General features: G+C 70.4%; 14 protein-coding genes and 1 riboswitch. All 14 genes read left to right on the top strand.

From position 1 onward, the window contains the following. Positions 1 to 351 precede the first annotated feature (351 nt). Positions 352 to 470, top strand: a riboswitch (FMN riboswitch). 94 nt (positions 471 to 564) lie between these two features. The 14 genes from ribD to IFSED24_RS06620 all read left to right on the top strand — a co-directional run bounded on the left by ribD (position 565) and on the right by IFSED24_RS06620 (position 17,300). Next, entirely contained in the window at positions 565 to 1,725 is a 1,161-nt protein-coding gene (gene ribD / locus IFSED24_RS06685; protein ID WP_491334444.1) for a bifunctional diaminohydroxyphosphoribosylaminopyrimidine deaminase/5-amino-6-(5-phosphoribosylamino)uracil reductase RibD, read from the top strand. Beyond that, entirely contained in the window at positions 1,710 to 2,417 is a 708-nt protein-coding gene (locus IFSED24_RS06680) for a riboflavin synthase (protein ID WP_491334443.1), read from the top strand. The genes ribD and IFSED24_RS06680 overlap by 16 nt, the downstream gene beginning before the upstream one ends. Continuing rightward, positions 2,414 to 3,655, top strand: a complete 1,242-nt coding sequence (locus IFSED24_RS06675) for a bifunctional 3,4-dihydroxy-2-butanone-4-phosphate synthase/GTP cyclohydrolase II (RefSeq protein WP_491334442.1) — start codon at positions 2,414 to 2,416, stop codon at positions 3,653 to 3,655. The genes IFSED24_RS06680 and IFSED24_RS06675 overlap by 4 nt, the downstream gene beginning before the upstream one ends. A 25-nt stretch (positions 3,656 to 3,680) precedes the next feature. Then, on the top strand, positions 3,681 to 4,154 hold the full coding sequence (gene ribH, locus IFSED24_RS06670; RefSeq protein ID WP_491334441.1) for a 6,7-dimethyl-8-ribityllumazine synthase: 474 nt from the start codon (positions 3,681 to 3,683) through the stop codon (positions 4,152 to 4,154). Between the two features lie 129 nt (positions 4,155 to 4,283). After that, positions 4,284 to 4,706, top strand: coding sequence for a transcription antitermination factor NusB (nusB, locus tag IFSED24_RS06665; protein WP_491334440.1), 423 nt, complete (start codon positions 4,284 to 4,286; stop codon positions 4,704 to 4,706). After that, entirely contained in the window at positions 4,703 to 5,491 is a 789-nt protein-coding gene (locus tag IFSED24_RS06660) for a class I SAM-dependent methyltransferase (RefSeq protein ID WP_491334439.1), read from the top strand. Before nusB ends, IFSED24_RS06660 begins: the two co-directional genes overlap by 4 nt. Then, positions 5,488 to 6,612 carry a glycosyltransferase family 4 protein gene (locus IFSED24_RS06655; protein WP_491334438.1) on the top strand — a complete coding sequence of 375 codons (1,125 nt, stop codon included), beginning with the start codon at positions 5,488 to 5,490 and terminating at the stop codon, positions 6,610 to 6,612. Before IFSED24_RS06660 ends, IFSED24_RS06655 begins: the two co-directional genes overlap by 4 nt. After that, positions 6,609 to 7,604, top strand: coding sequence for a lysylphosphatidylglycerol synthase transmembrane domain-containing protein (locus IFSED24_RS06650; protein ID WP_491334437.1), 996 nt, complete (start codon positions 6,609 to 6,611; stop codon positions 7,602 to 7,604). Before IFSED24_RS06655 ends, IFSED24_RS06650 begins: the two co-directional genes overlap by 4 nt. Positions 7,605 to 7,764: 160 nt before the next feature. Further along, on the top strand, positions 7,765 to 11,025 hold the full coding sequence (locus IFSED24_RS06645; RefSeq protein WP_491334436.1) for a glycosyltransferase family 117 protein: 3,261 nt from the start codon (positions 7,765 to 7,767) through the stop codon (positions 11,023 to 11,025). Beyond that, a complete protein-coding gene (locus tag IFSED24_RS06640) occupies positions 11,022 to 12,074 on the top strand; it encodes an NAD-dependent epimerase/dehydratase family protein (RefSeq protein ID WP_491334435.1) in 1,053 nt (350 codons plus the stop codon). Before IFSED24_RS06645 ends, IFSED24_RS06640 begins: the two co-directional genes overlap by 4 nt. Then, on the top strand, positions 12,064 to 13,002 hold the full coding sequence (locus IFSED24_RS06635; protein ID WP_491334434.1) for a glycosyltransferase family 2 protein: 939 nt from the start codon (positions 12,064 to 12,066) through the stop codon (positions 13,000 to 13,002). Before IFSED24_RS06640 ends, IFSED24_RS06635 begins: the two co-directional genes overlap by 11 nt. After that, complete coding sequence (locus tag IFSED24_RS06630) at positions 12,995 to 13,948, top strand: glycosyltransferase family 2 protein (RefSeq protein ID WP_491334433.1); 954 nt, start codon at positions 12,995 to 12,997, stop codon at positions 13,946 to 13,948. Before IFSED24_RS06635 ends, IFSED24_RS06630 begins: the two co-directional genes overlap by 8 nt. Before the next feature lie 30 nt (positions 13,949 to 13,978). Beyond that, positions 13,979 to 16,570 (top strand): hypothetical protein, encoded by a 2,592-nt coding sequence (locus tag IFSED24_RS06625; RefSeq protein ID WP_491334432.1) that lies wholly within the window; start codon positions 13,979 to 13,981, stop codon positions 16,568 to 16,570. Then, entirely contained in the window at positions 16,563 to 17,300 is a 738-nt protein-coding gene (locus IFSED24_RS06620) for a polyprenol monophosphomannose synthase (RefSeq protein ID WP_491334431.1), read from the top strand. Before IFSED24_RS06625 ends, IFSED24_RS06620 begins: the two co-directional genes overlap by 8 nt. Positions 17,301 to 17,302: the final 2 nt, after the last annotated feature.

Raw genomic sequence — 17,302 nt, 5'->3', positions numbered from 1 at the left:
GGGGCCGTGCGGGAAGTGTTGCGAAGCACACTTCCCGCACGGCCCCACCACCAGCCAGGGCGGCGAGCCGAGGGGGGAACGGGACAACAGGAGCCGGGGGCCGAACGTCTGGCTGCTCCATAATGCGACTCATGGGGCCAGCCGGAGTCGCATGGGTCCCCGGAACCAGGGAGCGGTCGCGATCGGTGCGGAAGTTCCGCCAGATCCCGACCCGCCGCACATGAAGCTACGGATTCCCCCCTCCCCACACCACCCCTCGCGGGGAGAGTGGCGTGCCACGGCTGCCCTTGACTGAAAACGGGGTGCTAACTAACTTTGGCCGGTCGGGGTCGCTCACGTGGCGACCGGTGGAGCCAACTTCAGGGCGGGGTGCAATTCCCCACCGGCGGTGATAGCCCGCGAGCCTTCACAGGCAGGATCCGGTGGAATTCCGGGGCCGACGGTGACAGTCCGGATGGGAGAAGTTGGGGCCGTGTGGACGGAGTGGTGGGGTGCGCCTCGCTGAAAACGTTCGCTCAAGACCCCCGCTTTTCCCTTCGCGCCAGGTGCACGAAGGGTTTTTTCATGCCCGAGGCCTCGTTGCCCTCGACCAGCGCGATCAACGATCTGGACCGGCGCCACCTGCGCCAGGCCCTGGCACTGGCCGTGCGCATCCCCGCGCGCCCCTGGCCCAATCCCCCGGTGGGTGCGGTGGTCGTTCGCGATGGGAAGGTGGTGGGACAGGGCGCCCACCACGGCGCGGGCCAGGCGCACGCCGAGCGCGTCGCCCTCGCCGCGGCGGGAGGCGCAGCCCGTGGCGCCACGCTCTACTGCACCCTCGAACCGTGCCGCCACCAGGGACGGACGCCGCCTTGTACCGAGGCGATCCTCGCCGCGGAAATCGAGCGCGTGGTGATCGGCATGCGCGACCCCAATCCCGAGGCCGCCGGCGGGGCCGAACAGCTCCGGGCCGCGGGCTTGACGGTGACGGTCGGGGTGCTGGCCCGCGAGTGCCTCGATCTGGTCTGGCCCTTCGTCTGCACCGACCAGTTCCAGCATCCCTATGTCGAGCTGAAGACCGCCGCCAGCCTCGACGGTTTCTTCACCGGTCCGGACGATCCCGCCGGCCATCCCGTCTACCTGACCGGTGAGGCGGCCCGCCGAGACGTGCATCGCCGGCGCCGCTGGATGGACCTGGTGCTGGTGGGGCAGGGGACCGCCCGGCAGGATCGGCCACGGCTGGACACCCGCCTGCTCGGCGCCGACGCGGACTGTCCGGCGGCCGAGCCGCTGGCCGGCTGTGTGGCCGGCCGCCAGGGGAGCGCGGCGCTGTCCCGCGATCACTGGCTCCTGTTCCATGCCGATCCGTCCCGCAAGTCGTGGCCCATGGGCGCCGAACCCGTGGCCTGCCCGGCCGCCGACGGTGGGGTCCACCCCGCCGGCGTGCTGGCCGCCTGCGCCGCGCGCGGCCTGTCCACCATCATGCTCGAGGGCGGCCCCCGCCTGGCGGCCGCGTTCCTGGCGGCCGGCCTGGTGGACCGCTGGGTCCAGTACACCGCCCCCCGGACCGTGGGCTGCGGCGCGGGCTGGCCGACAAAGGCAGCCGCCGCTCCGGCCCGCTTCCACCTGACGTCCTGCGAACCGATCGGAGACGATCTGCGCACGGTCTGGGACCGCCGCGACTTCGCCACGGTCCTCGCCCAGGTCGGCGAGGGACAGGAGGTGCGCCCGTGTTCACCGGCCTGATCCGCGAGATCGGCACGCTGCGGCGGCAGACCAGCAGCGGCGAACTGACGCGGCTACAGATCAAGGCGCCCGCCACCGCGTCCACACTGGCCGTCGGCGACAGCCTCGCCGTCAACGGCATCTGCCTGACGGTGACCGCGGTGCGCGGTCCGGTGGTCACGGTGGAGGCCGCCGTGGAGACGCGACGCGTCACCACGCTGCGCGGCTGGCGGATGGGCGACCCGCTCCATCTCGAACCCGCGCTCCGCGCCGGCCAGGCGCTCGACGGCCACCTGGTGCTGGGGCACGTCGACGGGGTCGGCAAGATCGCGGCCGTTCAGCAACGCAGCGGCAGCCTGCTGATGACCGTGTCCTGCGGCCCGGAGCTGGCGCGTTGGCTCATGCCCAAGGGGTCGGTGGCCGTGGACGGCGTCTCGCTCACCGTGGACGCCGGCCCGCACACCGACCGCTTCACCGTCAACCTCATCCCGCACTCGCTGCGCTGGACCTTCTTCGACCGCGTCCGCCCGGGCCACCCCGTGAACCTGGAGATGGACGTGCTGGTGAAGGCCGCGCGCACCGGACGCACCGCCGAGGCCCTTGCCGGTCTCGGCACCCCGGATCCTGCCGCCGACACTGCCGACCGGACGGGCCGCGTGCCCTCTCTGGCCTACATCCTGGACCGCGGCTACGGCCGCAAGGGGAAGGCATGAGCGAAGACCTGCGTCTCGACACCATCGACGAAGCCCTCACGGCGCTACGCAACGGCGAGTTCATCATCGTGGTCGACGACGAGGACCGCGAGAACGAGGGCGACTTCATCATGGCCGCGGAGAAGGTCGACGCCGGGGCCATCAACTTCGTGGCCAAGCACGGACGTGGGCTGGTCTGCCTGGCCGCCACGCAGCAGCGCATGCGTCAGCTCGATCTGCAGCCCATGGTCGCCCGCAACACCGCCGCCCTGACCACCCACTTCACCGTGTCGGTGGACGCCGCCGAGGGCACCACCACCGGGATCAGCGCCGCCGACCGCGCGCGCACCGTCCAGGTCTTCATCGACCCCTCGACCCGGCCCGACGACCTGGCGCGTCCCGGCCACATCTTCCCGCTCGAGGCTCAGACCGGCGGCGTGCTGCGCCGTGCCGGCCACACCGAGGCCGTGGTCGACCTCTGCACGGCCGCGGGCCTGTACCCCGCCGGCATCCTCTGCGAGATCATGGATGAGGACGGCACCATGGCGCGGCTGCCGCGGCTGCGCGAGATCGCCGACGAGTTCGACCTCAAGCTGGTCTCCATCGCCGAACTGATCCGCTGGCGGCGCAGCCACGAGCGGCTGGTCGAGCGCGCGGTGGAGGTGGACATGCCCACGCGGTATGGCCACTTCCGGATGGTCGCCTACCAGACCAGCCTCGACAGCGCCCAGCACGTGGCGCTGGTCAAGGGCGAGATCGCTCCCGACGAGCCGGTGCTGGTGCGCGTGCATTCCGAGTGCATGACCGGCGACCTCTTCCACAGCCTGCGCTGCGACTGCGGCGAACAGCTCGAGGCCGCGCTCTGCGCCATCGAGGATGCGGGCCGCGGCGTCCTGCTCTACATGCGCCAGGAGGGCCGCGGCATCGGGCTGATCAACAAGCTCAAGGCCTACAACCTGCAGGATGAGGGCGCCGACACCGTGGAGGCCAACCACAAGCTGGGCTTCGCCGCCGACCTGCGCGAGTACGGCCTCGGCGCCCAGATCCTGCGCGACCTGGGCGTGCGCCGCATGTACCTGATGACCAACAATCCGCGCAAGATCGTGGGCCTGGACAGCTATGGCCTCGTGGTGGAGGACCGGGTGCCGCTGGAGATCCGGCCCAACCTCCGCAACCTCCGCTATCTGACAACCAAGAAGGATCGCATGGGCCACCTGCTCGATCACCTCAAGGACACCGGGCAGGAGAACCGGGCCTAGCCGCCAGGCAGGCCGAGGAGAAGACATGGGCAAGAACTTCGAGGGTCGGTTCGATGCGGGCCAGGCGCGCATCGCCATCGTCGCCAGCCGTTTCAACGACTTCTTCACCCGCGAGCTCATGGACGGCGCCCAGGATTGCCTGCGCCGCCACGGGGTCGCCGACGAACAGGTCGACACCTGCTGGGTCCCCGGAGCCTGGGAGGTGCCGCTGGCCGCCAAGCGCTTCGCCAAGACCGGGCGCTACGCCGCGGTGATCTGCCTCAGCTGCGTGATCCAGGGCGACACCCCGCACTTCCACTACGTCTCGAGCGAGATCTCCAAGGGCATCGCCCAGGTGAGCCTCGAGGCCGAGATTCCCGTGGTGTACGGCGTGGTCACCGCCGAGACCCTGGACCAGGCCATCGAGCGGGCGGGAACCAAGGCCGGCAACAAGGGGTTCGATGCCGCACTCACCGCGCTGGAGATGATCGACCTCTTCACGCGCATCGACGAGGGCTAGCGCGAGCCGACCATCCCCACCGACCGCGCCGCGGCTTGCGGCGGCGCGGCCGGTGGTGCATGATCCCCGCTGTCGACCGCGGTCAGCCCGGGCTGACGCGGTCCCTCACGACCAAGGATCGGAGACGTTTTGGGCAAGCGCAGCAAGGGACGAGCGCTGCTGCTGCAGGCGATGTACGCCGCGCGGCTCAGCGACCGCACACTCACCGACTGTCTCGCCGAGCAGCTCGATCGCCGCGATTCGGCGGACGAGACCGCCATCTTCGCGCGCGAGCTCTCGCGCAAGGTCATCAACCACGGACCGGCCCTCGAGAAGTCGGTGGGGCCGCTGCTCGCCAACTGGGATCTGGAACGGGTCGGCCTCCTCGAGCGGCTGATCCTGACCATCGGTCTGGTCGAGCTGAACCACAGCCCCGAGGTCCCCTACCGAGTGATCATCAACGAGGCCTGCGAACTGGCGCGATCGTTCTGCGACGAGGGTGCGGTGAAGTTCGTCAACGGGGTGCTCGACCGCGCGGCGGCCGGCATGGAACGCGAGGAACCGGGGTCGTGAGGGAATCCACGCCGCGGCACTGGCAGGATTTCTGGGAGGAGGCCGAACGCCACGGCCTAAACGACGTCTACGACAACGACGGGCGGCTGGTGCGCGAGATCACCGCGCTGGGCGACCTGCGCGGCAAGCGGATCCTCGAGGTTGGGGCGGGGACCGGCCGCGACGCGGTGGCCCTGGCCCGCGCCGGCGCCGTGGTCGTGACCCTCGACTACGTGGCCGGTTCGCTCGACCTGACGCGGCAGGCGGCCGACCAGGCCGAGGTCTCCGCCGGGCCGGTCTGCGGCGACGGCCTGCGCATGCCCTTCGCCGACCAGACCTTCGACGTGGTCTTCCACCAGGGTCTGCTCGAGCACTTCCGGACGCCGCTCGACCTGCTTTGCGAGAACGTGCGCGTGCTCAAACCCGGCGGCCACCTGGTGGTCGACGTGCCGCAGACCTTCCACTACTACACCCTCGGCAAGCAGGCGCTCATCAAGGCGGGACGCTGGTTCGCCGGCTGGGAGACCCAGTTCACCGTGGCCCAGCTGGAGCGGCTCATGCGCCAGACCGGCACCGAGGTCGTCCGCAGCTATGGCGACTGGATGCTGCCGGGACTCTGGTACCGCGCGCTGCGCAAGGTGGTGCTCCGCCGCACCGGACGTCGGCTGCCCAAGTATCCGCGGCCGCTCTGGCCCTTCGGCGCGCTCGGCCGCGCCTGGCGCGGCTGGTTCGGACGCCGGCGCCTGTCGCTCTACACCACGCCGACCATCGGCGTCATCGGCCGCAAGCCCGGGGGCCCGGCGTGAAGATCCTCGCGGTGAACTGGCGCGACATCGACGATCCCCTCGGGGGCGGCGCCGAACAGCACCTGCACCACATCCTGGCGGGCGCCGTGGCCGCGGGCCACGAGGTCGAGCTGGTCTGCGCGGCATACGCCGGCGCCCCCGCGCGCGACACCATCGACGGGGTGCGGATCCGCCGGCACGGCGACTGGCGCGTGGCCAACTTCGTGCTGCCCTGGGTGGTGCGTCAGCGGCTGCGGCAAGAACGCTGGGACCTGCTGCTGGAGGATATCAACAAGATCCCGTTCTACACGCCGCTCTACGCCGGCGAGGTGCCGGTGGTGGCGATCGTGCCGCACCTCTTCGGCCGCACGGTCTACCGCGAGACCAACCCGCTGGCCGCCACCTACGTCTGGGCGGGGGAGTGGCCCATCCCAGCGGTCTACCGGGACGCCTGGTTCGAGGTGATCAGCCCCAGCACCGGCGAGGACCTGGCCGGCCGCGGCCTGCGGCGCGAACGCATCGAGGTGATCTACTGCGGGCTCGAGCACGGGCGCTTCGCGCTGGCCTCGCCGCCGCCCCGCGCCGAACAGCCGCTGGTTGTGTGCTGGTCGCGGCTCCGCCGCTACAAGAGCACCGACGTGGCGATCCGGGCCTTCGCCCACATCCGCGAGGAACTGCCCGACGCCGAGATGCTGGTCATGGGCCGCGGTCCCGACGAGCCGCGACTGCGCCGGCTGGTCGACCAGCTCGGCCTCGCCGACCATGTCGTCTTCACGGGCCACCTGCCCTGGGACGAGCTGGTGGACACGCTCCACCGTGCCCACATCTGCCTCAATCCGAGCCCCAAGGAGGGCTGGGGGTTGACCGTGGTCGAGGCCAACCAGTGCGGCGTGCCGGTGATCGCCAGCGACCGCCCCGGGCTGCGCGACTCGGTGCGCGACGGCCAGACCGGCCTGCTCGTTCCCTACGGCGAGCCCCGGGCCATGGCCCAGGCCGCGCTGCGCCTGCTCCACGACCGCGACCTCTGGGCCTGCTACAGCGACGCGGCCCGGGCCTGGGCCGGCACCTTCAGCTGGTCGCGGTGCATCGACGAGTCGCTCGCGCTCTTCCGGCGCGTGGCCGCCAGCCGGAGCGCACCATGAACCGCAGCCGGCTCACCTTCGGCCTCAAGCTGGTCCTCAGCGGCGCCCTGCTCTGGTTCGTGCTCTCACGGCTGACCTGGAGCGAGGTCCGCGCCGCCCTGACCGACCCCGCCTGGGGCTGGCTCGCGGCGGCCCTGTTGGTCTACGGCGTCTCGGCCTGGGGCGGCGCCCTCCAGTGGTCCTGGCTGCTGCAGGCCGCCGGGCTGCGCACCGCGCCAGGCGAGCTGCGCCGCCTCTACCTCGTCGGCCTCTTCTTCAACAACTTCCTGCCGGCCAACATCGGCGGCGACGCCTACAAGATCGTCGACCTAGGCCGCCGTGAAGGCTGCCCCGCAGCGGTCTTCAGCGCCACCTTGCTCGACCGTCTGGTGGGTCTCAGCGCGCTGACCATCTTCGCCGCGCTGGCGGCGCTGGCCTGCCGGCTGCTCGGCATCGATCTGCCCCGGGTGGTCTGGGTGCTGGCTGCGGTCCTCGCCTTGCTGCTGGTGGTCCTGGTCGCGCTGATCAGCCGCCGTTTCGGGCGTTTCGTGCAGCGCACCCTGCGCACCCTGCACCTGTCGATCCTGGCCGATCGCGCCGAGCTCATGGCCCGCGAATTCTTGGTCTACCGCCAGCGCCTGCCCTGGCTCGGCCGGCTCCTCGGCTTCAGCGTTGGAGTGCAGGCCCTGCGTCTGGCGGTGCATCTGCTGGTGGCGTCGGGCCTGCGCCTCGAGCCCACACCCGAGCAGATCCTGCAGCTCCTCGTGCTGGTCCCCCTGCTGGCGCTCAGCCTGACCTTGCCGGTGACCATCAATGGCATCGGCCTGCGCGAGACGGTCACCGGGGCGCTCCTGATCAGCACCGGCCTGTCCTCCGAGGGCGTGGTGGCCATGGAGATGGTGGCCTTCCTCGTCATGGTGGCTTTCAGCCTCGTGGGCGGCGCCCTCTGGTGGCAGCGCCGCGGTCTCATGGTCGCGCCGGCCTCGCCGACCGAACAGCCGCCCGGAAACTGACCAGCGCCGCCCCGGAACCTCCTGGCCAGGGGCCGGTTCCAGGGATTCCTGCCCTGTCCGGCCCCACCGCCGGGCTTGTCGACCGATTCGGCGTGTGTTAACTTCACGCGCTGAAGTGCTTCATTCGTCGCCGTTTACGTAAGGGGAAAACGTGGCTCCCATGTGGTATCGCCGCCTGGATACCTGGCTGCCCTTGGCCGTGTTCCTGGCCGCGCTCGGCGTCTATACCGCCACCCTCGGTCCGACCATCGATTTCTGGGACTGCGCCGAGTACGTCACCACCAGCCACATCGTCGGGGTTCCCCACCAGCCGGGCACGCCGCTGTACGTGCTGGTCGGCCGGGTCTTCGACATCGTGCTGGGCCAGCCGGACATCACCCAGCCCTCGCTGCGCACCGCCTGGGCGGTGAACTTCATGTCCGCGCTGTTCTCGGCGCTGGCGGTGATGATGGTCTACGTGATCATCGCCCGGGTGGCGCGCCGCAACGACCCCGACAGCGGCTGGCTCGCCCGCGCCGGCGGCCTCATCGGCGCCGGCTTCCTGCTCTTCTCGGACACGTTCTGGAACAACGCCATCGAGGCCGAGGTCTACGGCCTGGCGGGCTTCATGATGACCATGCTGACCTGGGTCAGCCTGCTCTGGTACGAGTACCGGAGCGAGCGGCGGAGCGACTGGCTCCTGCTGCTGTTGATCTACCTCTGTGGTCTGGGGGTGGGGTTCCACCTGGGCTCGCTGCTGGTCTATCCGGCGTTCTTCTTCATGGTCTGGCTCGCCACCGATCGCCAGCTGCCGGTGCTCGACCTGACCCTGGTCTCGGTCGCCCTGGCGCTCTTCCTCGCCTCCACCACCTTCATCACCGACAGCGGCGTGCTGCTGACCCTGGTGGTGCTCTACGCGCTGGCCTGCGTGTTGCGCACGGTGTGGCCGCTCGTGCGCCGGGCGCTGGGCCGCGCCGAGCCCGGCGAGCCGTTGCTGCGGCCCTTCGCGCTCTACGGCCTCCTGCTCTTCCTGGTGGGCCTGTCGGTGCACGTGGTCCTGATGATCCGGGCCGGCGCCGTCCCCGAACCCGCCATCAACCAGACCATCCCCGCGGATTTCCAGACCCTCCTGTCGGTCCTCCGGCGCGAACAGTACCCGCCGCTCAACCCGCTCGAGCGCCAGGCCCCGCTGGCCTTCCAGTTCGGCTACTACTACGACTTCTTCCTGCGCCAGTTCTCGTTCCTGCCGCAGCGCGCCGACTGGCTCGACCGGGCCTCAGTGCTGGTGGGGCCGGTCCTGCTCATGCTCCTGGGCGCCGTGCATACCGTCCGGCGGGCGCGTCCCGTGGTCTGGCTGCTCCTGCTGGCCTACGTCATCAACGCCGACGGCCTGACCCTCTATCTCAACTTCACCGACCACGAGGTCCGCGAGCGCGACTATTTCTTCTTCGCGGCGTTCCTGTTCGGCAGCGTCTTCATCGGACTGGGGGCGTCGGCATTGCTGCGGTGGACCAGCGGTGCGCTGGGATCCTCGCTGGCCCAGCTCGAACGTGAGGCCGCCAGCCGTCTGCCGTCGCGCCCCTTCGCCCCGGGCGGGCTCGTTTATCGCGTGGCGGCGGCCTTCGTGTTCGCCCTGCTCTGCATGGCCGCGGTGGGCGCCGAGGCCAAGGCGCGCTGGCTTGGCCTCTACCTCTTCGGCACCGTCTTCCTGGGCCTCTGGGTGGCCCCCCGGTTCGACCAGCTGGCCTCGCCGAAGCGCCGCGAGACGGCCCCGCCGGCCTGGGCCGAACGACCCTGGACCTGGCGCCTGGGCCTCGTGGTCGGCATGCTGGCCCTGGGGCTGGCCGGGGCCTGGCTGCTCTCGCTCTTCGCCACGCCGACCGACCGGGTGTTCGTGCTGGGGGTCTACGGCGCGCTGATCGCCGGCTCGCTTTTGGCCTTCGGCGAGCGCCGCGGCGGTCCGCGTCCGCGCCCACGGCCGGCCCTGCCGCAACCGGCCCGCGTCGACCTGCTCAGCAAGGTGGCCGCCGGGTGCCTGTTGATCCTGGCGGTGCTGCCCGCGGTGTGGAGTCTGGGGCCGGGCACCCATCGCAAGTGGTTCACCCATGATCGCAGCCATAACCGCATCGCCTACGAGTACGCCTACAACATCCTCGCCGGCCTCGACGAGAACGCGGTGGTCTTCACCAACGGCGACAACGACACCTTCCCCATCTGGTACCTCCAGGAAGTGGAGCACTTCCGCCGCGATGTCACCGTGGTCAACCTCTCGCTGGTGAATCTGCCCTGGTACATCAAGCAGCTGAAGCGGCTGGAGACCCCGGTGGCGCTCTCCTACAGCGACGAGGAGATCGACAAGCTGCGGCCCATCGCCTATCGCGATCGCGACACCGGCGAGGTGGTGGTGGTGCTGGTGCGCGAGTACGTGGTCAAGGACATCGTGGACACCAACCGCAAGCTGGCCGAGCCGCGGCCGGTGTTCTTCGCGGTCACCATCCCGCGCGAGAACATGGACCGTTACTATCCCTTCCTGCAGATGGAAGGGCTGGCCTATCGCCTCACCGAGAAGCGCAGCGAGGACGGGATGCCCACCACCGATCCCGAGCGCCTGCTGGCCAACGTCCTCGGCGCCTACCGCTTCGATGCCCTGACCACGGGGGATACCCAGGTCCGCCTCGACGCCTTTGCGGCCCAGGCCGGCTGGGCCGCCGACCAGCCCAAGGAGGAGCTGCTCACGGGCTTGGACGAACCGTTGCCGGTGAATAAGGAGTCACTGCTCGACCTCATCGGCTACGACCGCCAGGATGTCCACCGCAACAGCAGCACCGTCAACCTGCTGGGCAATTATCCGGCGTCCATCGCCCGCGCCGGGTTCTCCTACCTGGCCCGGGCCGAGATGCTGCGCCAGCCCGATGGCGGCGTGGCGCCGTCCGACACCCTGCAATACGACCAGCTCACCGCCGACGCGCTGCTCTGCTACGAACTGGCGCGTCGCTTCGACCCGAACAGCGCGCTGGTGGCCGCCGGGTACTATCCCTCGCTCCTGCTCGAGAACGGCCGGATCGAGGACTGCCTGGCCTATCTCGAGGAGATCCACAACCAGGTACCGGTCGACATCGAGCAGTCGGCGGTGCTCAACGCCGTCCGTGGTCTGGTGGCCATGGATCGCTCGCCGCTGGCGGTGGCCTGGCTCGAACAGCGCATCGCTCGCGAACCGGACTGGCGCCTGGGCTACGACCTCCTCTTCCGCATCCACGAGGCCGCCGGTGCGGTGGGCGACGCCGGGGCGGTGGTGGAGCTGTGGCGCCAGAACAACGGCCAGGACGATCCGGTGCTCCGCGAGCAGCTCGAGCGCCTGCGCGCCAGCGCGCGCCAGCAGGAGCAGCAACGACTCCAGGACGAGATCCGCGACAGCGGCATCCTCGAAGGGGAGGGACGATGAGCGGTCTCGATTGGAACTCGCTCCGGGCGAGCTTGCCCGCCGCCGCCAGCGAGTTGCTGGCTCCCGGAACCCCGGTGGTAGTCACCGGCTGCGCCGGCTTCATCGGTAGCCACCTCAGCGAGGCGCTGCTGGCGCTGGACTGTCGGGTCACCGGGGTCGACAGCCTCAACGACTATTATGATCCCGCCCAGAAGCGCCAGAACCTGGCCGGATTCCAGCACGACCCGCGGTTCACCTTCCTCGAGTCGACCCTCGGGGATCTCGATGCCGAGGATCTGCTGGCCGGGACCCGCGTGTGCTTCCACCTCGCGGCCCAGGCCGGCGTCCGCGCCAGCTGGGGCCAGGAGTTCGACCGCTATCTCGACTGGAACGTGCTCGCCACCCAGCGCCTGCTCGAGGCCTGCCGCAGCGAACGGGTGCGGCCGGGACTGGCCCGGCTGGTCTACTCGAGCAGCAGCTCGGTCTACGGCGATCAGCCGCGCTATCCGGTGAGCGAGGACGACCTGCCCATGCCGCGGTCGCCCTACGGGGTGAGCAAGCTCGCCGCCGAGCACCTCTGCGTGCTCTACGGCGCCAACTTCGCCGTGCCCACCAGCAGCCTGCGCTACTTCACGGTCTACGGACCCCGGCAGCGGCCCGACATGGCCTTCCGCATCTTCCTCGAGAAGGCTCTCGACGGTCAGCCCTTCACCGTCTATGGCGACGGCGCCCAGACCCGTGACTTCACCTTCGTGGCCGACGCGGTGCGCGCCAACCTGCTCGCCGCGGCCGCGCCCGAGACCACCCAGGTCTTCAACGTCGGGGGCGGCGCCCGGGTCAGCCTCGAGGAGTCGCTCGACCTGCTCACCGAGCTGCTCGCCGCGGAGGCTCCCGAGGCCCGGCCTCAGCTCAGATTCGCGGAGACTGCCAAGGGCGACGTGCGGCACACCTTCGCCGACGGGTCGCGCGCCCGGACCCTGGTGGGATGGGAGCCCACGGTCGGCCTGCGCGAGGGCCTGGCCCAGGAAGTGGCCTGGACCGTGGCCAGGAGGCGTGCCGGTGAACGTTGAAGCGACCCTCGATCTCTCGGTGGTGGTCCCGGCCTGGAACGAGGCCGAGAGCCTGCCCGAGCTGACCGACCGGGTCCGCTCGGTGCTGGAGACGAGCGGCGACAGCTGGGAACTGATCATCGTCGACGACGGCTCCAGCGACGAAACCTGGGACGCCATCACGCGCTTGCATGCGGCCGACCAGAGGGTCCACGGGATCCGCTTCGCGCGCAACTACGGCAAGGCCGCCGCGCTGGCTGCGGGTTTCGCCGCCGCCGCCGGCGCCCGCCTCATCACCATGGACGCCGACCTGCAGGACGACCCCGACGAGATCCCCGCGCTGCTGGCCCGCCTCGACGAGGGCTACGATCTGGTCTCGGGCTGGAAACAGGACCGCAAGGACTCCTGGCTGAAGAACAATTCGAGCAAGATCTTCAACTGGGCCACGGGCAGGATGTGCGGCCTCGCGCTGCACGACTTCAACTGCGGGCTCAAGGCCTACCGCCGCGAGGTGACTCGCCGGGTCCGCCTCTACGGCGACATGCACCGCTACGTGCCGGCGCTGGCCCACCTGGACGGGTTCCGGGTCACCGAGATGCCGGTCCGGCATCACGCGCGCAAGCACGGTGTCACCAAGTACGGCTGGGATCGCTTCCTCAACGGATTCCTCGATCTGTTGACCGTCTATTTCCTCCACGCCCGCGGCACGTCGCCGCTGCATTTCTTCGGCCGCGTGGGGACCCTGTTCGGCGGGGTCGGCGGACTCATCTCGCTCTATTTCCTGATCTGGTGGGCCACCGGCCACGCGCTCCGGGTGCGGCCCATGCTGATCCTGGCGCTGGTGCTGATGGTCCTGGCGGTGCAGTTCGTCAGCCTGGGTCTGATCGCCGAACTGATGGTGAGCGGGCGGCATCCCGAATCGAGCTACCGGGTGTCCGATCGTGTCTGAGACCGCTGCCGCTTTGCCCTCGCTCTGCGTGGTGGTGGTGAACTGGAACGGTCGCGACGTGCTCGAGGACTGCCTGCGCTCGTTGACCGAGAGCGGCTATCCCGGGCTGCGGGTGCTGCTGGTGGACAACGCCTCCAGCGACACCTCGGTGGCGTACACCCGTAAGCATTATCCGCAGGTGGATATCCTCGCGGCCGCCGAGAACCTGCGCTGGGCCGGGGGCAACAACCTGGCGCTCGAGCGGCTGCTCGCCGAGGGCTGGCCCCAGGACCAGGTGCTCCTGCTGAACAACGACACCATCGTCCCGCAGGGCAGCCTCGAACGGCTGACCGCGGCCCTGGCCGCCGACCCCGTCGCCTGGGCCGCGACCCCGCGGATCGTCTATGCCGACGATCCCGGCCGCGCCTGGTACGACGGGGGACTGGTCGGGACCTGGAGCGGCTGGGTGCGCCACGTGGGCATCCGGCGCCTGGCCGGTCGCCTGCCCGTGGCCAACCGCCACGTCGAGTACGGCACCGGCTGCGCCCTGCTCCTGGCTCGCGAAGCGGTGGAGCACTGCGGCCTGCTCGACACGGCCTACCATTTCTACGGCGAGGATGCCGACTACTGCCTGCGTCTGCGTCGGGCCGGCGGTGCGGTGCTGCACGTGCCCCGGGCGGTGGTGCTGCACAAGGTGTCGGCCTCGCTGGGCGCCGCGAGCCCGCGCAAGGTCTACTTGCGGAGCCGCAGCCACGTCCGCCTGTTGCGCCGGCACTGGTCGCGCTGGCGCTGGCCGGTGCTCCTGCCGGCCCAGGCCGCCTACTTCGCCGGCCACGCGGCCTGGCACCTCTGGCACGGACGACTGGAGACGGCCCTGGCGCTGCTGCAGGGCGTCATCGACGAGATTCGCCTGCAATGCTCGACCGTGGGCGATGTGGACAGCCGGTCCGGACCGATGGTACCCTGACCGGCACCAGCAACCGACAAGGAGCTCGCATTGGCCAGGCGTACCCGCCGCGGACGGCCCGACAGGGCAGCCGCTCAGGATCCGGACCAGCCCCGAGGTCTGCTCGCGTCCGCCTCGCTGGCGGGACGGCTGCGACCCTGGTTGCCGCTGCTTGCGGTGCTGGGCTTGCTGGCGATCCTCTATCCCGAGGCCCTGTTCCAGGGCCAGGTCTTCGGCGCCGCGGACACCGCGGCCAGCGAGACCTTCCGGCAGGTCGGCGATCAGGCTCGCGCGCAGGGCGAGTATCCGCTGTGGAATCCCTTCATCTTCGGCGGCATGCCCAGCTTCGGCTCGCTGGCCTACACCATCGGCGTCTACCCGCCCACCATGGTCATCGAATTCCTGCAGTCACGCCTCGGCCTGCCGCCCCTGAGCTGGATGCTGCTGCACCTCCTCTTCGGCGGCCTCGGCATGTGGTGGCTGCTCGGTCGCTGGAACGCGCCCTGGGCCTCGCGACTGCTCGGCTGCGTGGCCTGGCTCTGGTTTGCCCGCGTGGTGGCCTGGGGGGTCCACGGCCATGGTTCCAAGCTGGGGGCGGCCATGTATCTGCCCTGGCTGCTCGGGTTGACCTGGGAGATCCTGGTGCGGGGCAACCTGCGCGCCACCGCGCTGGCGGCGCTGCTGCTGGGACTCCAGTTCCTGCGCGGGCACGTCCAGATCAGCTACTACACCTTGTTGCTCCTGGGGGCGCTGACGGTCTGGAGCCTGTGCTGGCCCCTGGGCGAGGCGCCGCGACCGCGGCCAGCGGTGCGCTGGCGTCGGGCCGGCCTGATGGTCCTGGCGATCGGGCTGGGGTTCGCCCTGGGATCGGCCCTGCTCCTGCCGGTGCACGATTACGCCGCGCTCTCGACCAGGGGGGCCGGCGGCGCCAGCGGCGGCGGCGGATCGGCGTTCGATTACGCGACCAACTGGAGCCTGGCGCCGGAGGATCTGCAGGCGGCGTTCCTGCCGGCGGCCGCGGGCTTCGGCAAGGCCACCTACATGGGCCGGATGCCCTTCACCGACTATCCGAACTACGCCGGCCTCCTGCTGCCGCTGCTGGTGGCCGCGGCCTGGCTGGCCCGCCGGCGCAGCCTGGTGGTTTCGCTGGCCGCCATCGCCCTGCTCGCCGTCCTGGTGAGCATGGGGCGGTTCAGCCCGGGGCTCTACCAGCTCGCCTACGCGGTGCTGCCCTACTTCGACAAGTTCCGCATTCCCTCCATGATCCTGGTGCTGCCGGCCTGTCTCGGCGCCGTGCTGGCTGGCCTGGGCTCCGCCGCCCTGGTCTCGGCAGGGGCGGAGCGGCCGCTGCTCCTGCGTCGCGCCGGTCTCGCGTTGCTCATCGCGGGCGCTGTGCTGACGCTCGCCGGGGCCTCCGGCGTGGTCGCCGACACCTATCGCGAGAGCCTGGTGGCCATGGCCGCGCGCAGCGGCAAGCAGGCGGCGTCGACGCTCCTGGAGACGGCCTGGAGCCTGCATCGGTCGTTCCTGTTGCGACAGGGACTGGTGCTGCTGGCCGCCGGTGGAGCGGTGCTGCTGGCCGGTCGTCGACCGGCCTTCCGGCAGCACTGGCTCGTGCCGGTCCTGGCCGTTTTGGTAGCGGTGGACCTGGGCAGCGTGGCCAGGCTGGTCACGCACCCCGAGCAGGCCCTGGTCCAGGTGGTCCGCACCGCCGATGGGGGCGGTAGGCTGGCACCGGCGACGCGGATGATCCGACCCTACCGCGGCGCCACGCTCGCACCGGTCGACCCGCAGCTGGCCGGCCTGTTGCAGGAGACCGTGGGGCACGGTCGGCTCCTGCCCCTGGGCAGCGACGCCACGGCCAACGAGTACATGACCATCGGGGTCCGGTCGCTCGGCGGTTACCATCCGGCCAAGATGGCGGCGGCCGAGGCCATCCGGCAGCGGCTCTTCGGGCGCATCCCGTCCGGACACGTGGCCCGCTGGCTGGGGGCTCAGGCGCTGACCTACCCGGGCGCGCTGCCCGAGGGCGCGCTGCCCGTGCTCCACGACGCCGGCCTCGACCTCGACCCGCGCGGGCTTGCGGCCGGCGGGACCGTGGTCTACACCATCACCAATGCGCTCCCGCGCGCCCGGCTGGTGGACGCCTGGCAGCCGCAATCGGTGTTGCCTGCAGGGGACGCCCTGGAGCCCTTCCTGGACGCTATCGCGAGCGGTGAACATGATCCCACCGCCGCGGTCGTGCTCGACCAGGAGCCCCGACCCGCTCCGCAGGCCGGCGGCGCGCCCCTGCCCGAGCCGGAATTCGTGGTCGATGGCCTGAACGAGGTCATTCTGAGGGTCGAGACACCGCGTCCGGCCCTGCTCTTGCTTGCGGATCTCATGGCGCCCGGCTGGCGGGTCGCCGTCGACGGCGAGGACGTCCCGCTGCTGACGGCGGATCTGTTGCTGCGGGCGGTTGCGGTGCCCGAGGGTACCCACGAGGTCCGGTTCTCCTATCATGATCCCGCCGTGCAGCGCGGGCTCGTGCTGGCGGTGATCGGGCTGCTGGGCATGCTCGTCCTGCTGGCGGCGGGCTGGCGACGGGATCGGAATCGAGCGGCTGACCTTCCCGAGGGCAACGAGTATGGCGACGATGGATAGACAGCCCGAACGCACCCGTGTCGAGCGACCCGTGGTGGTCATCCCGACCTACAACGAGGCCGACAACATCGGCCGCATCGTGCCGCAGGTCCTGGCCCAGGATCCGCGGCTCTCGGTGCTGGTGGTCGACGACAACTCGCCCGACGGCACCGCCGACATCGTCCGCGGCCTGCCCGATTTCGGCGGCCGGGTGAACCTGCTGCTCCGCGAGAAGAAGGAGGGCCTGGGGCCGGCCTACATCGCGGGCTTCACCTGGATCCTGGCCAACACGGACCACGATGCGGTGTTCGAGATGGACGCCGACTTCAGCCACGATCCGGCCGCGCTGCCCCAGTTCCTGCGCGAGATCGCCACCTGTGACCTGGTGGTGGGCAGCCGCTACCTGCGGGGCATCACCGTGGTCAACTGGCCGCTGACGCGGCTGATCCTGTCGGTGGGGGCGAACATCTACGCCGGCAAGGTGACCGGGCTGCCCATCAAGGATTGCACCGGCGGCTTCAAGTGCTTCCGCCGCGCGGTGCTGGAGGCCCTGCCGCTCGACCGCATCAAGAGCGACGGCTACAGCTTCCAAATCGAGCTGAACTACCATGTCTGGAAGCGCGACTACCGGATCAAGGAGATCCCCATCATGTTCGTCGATCGCCAGGTGGGGAGCAGCAAGATGACGCGACGCATCATCTGGGAAGCCGCCTGGATGGTCTGGGCCCTGCGCTTGCGACGCATTCCCTAAGG

Source organism: Candidatus Latescibacter sp. IFSED24, assembly GCF_058273205.1.
This window is presented reverse-complemented; position numbering and strand designations above follow the sequence as displayed.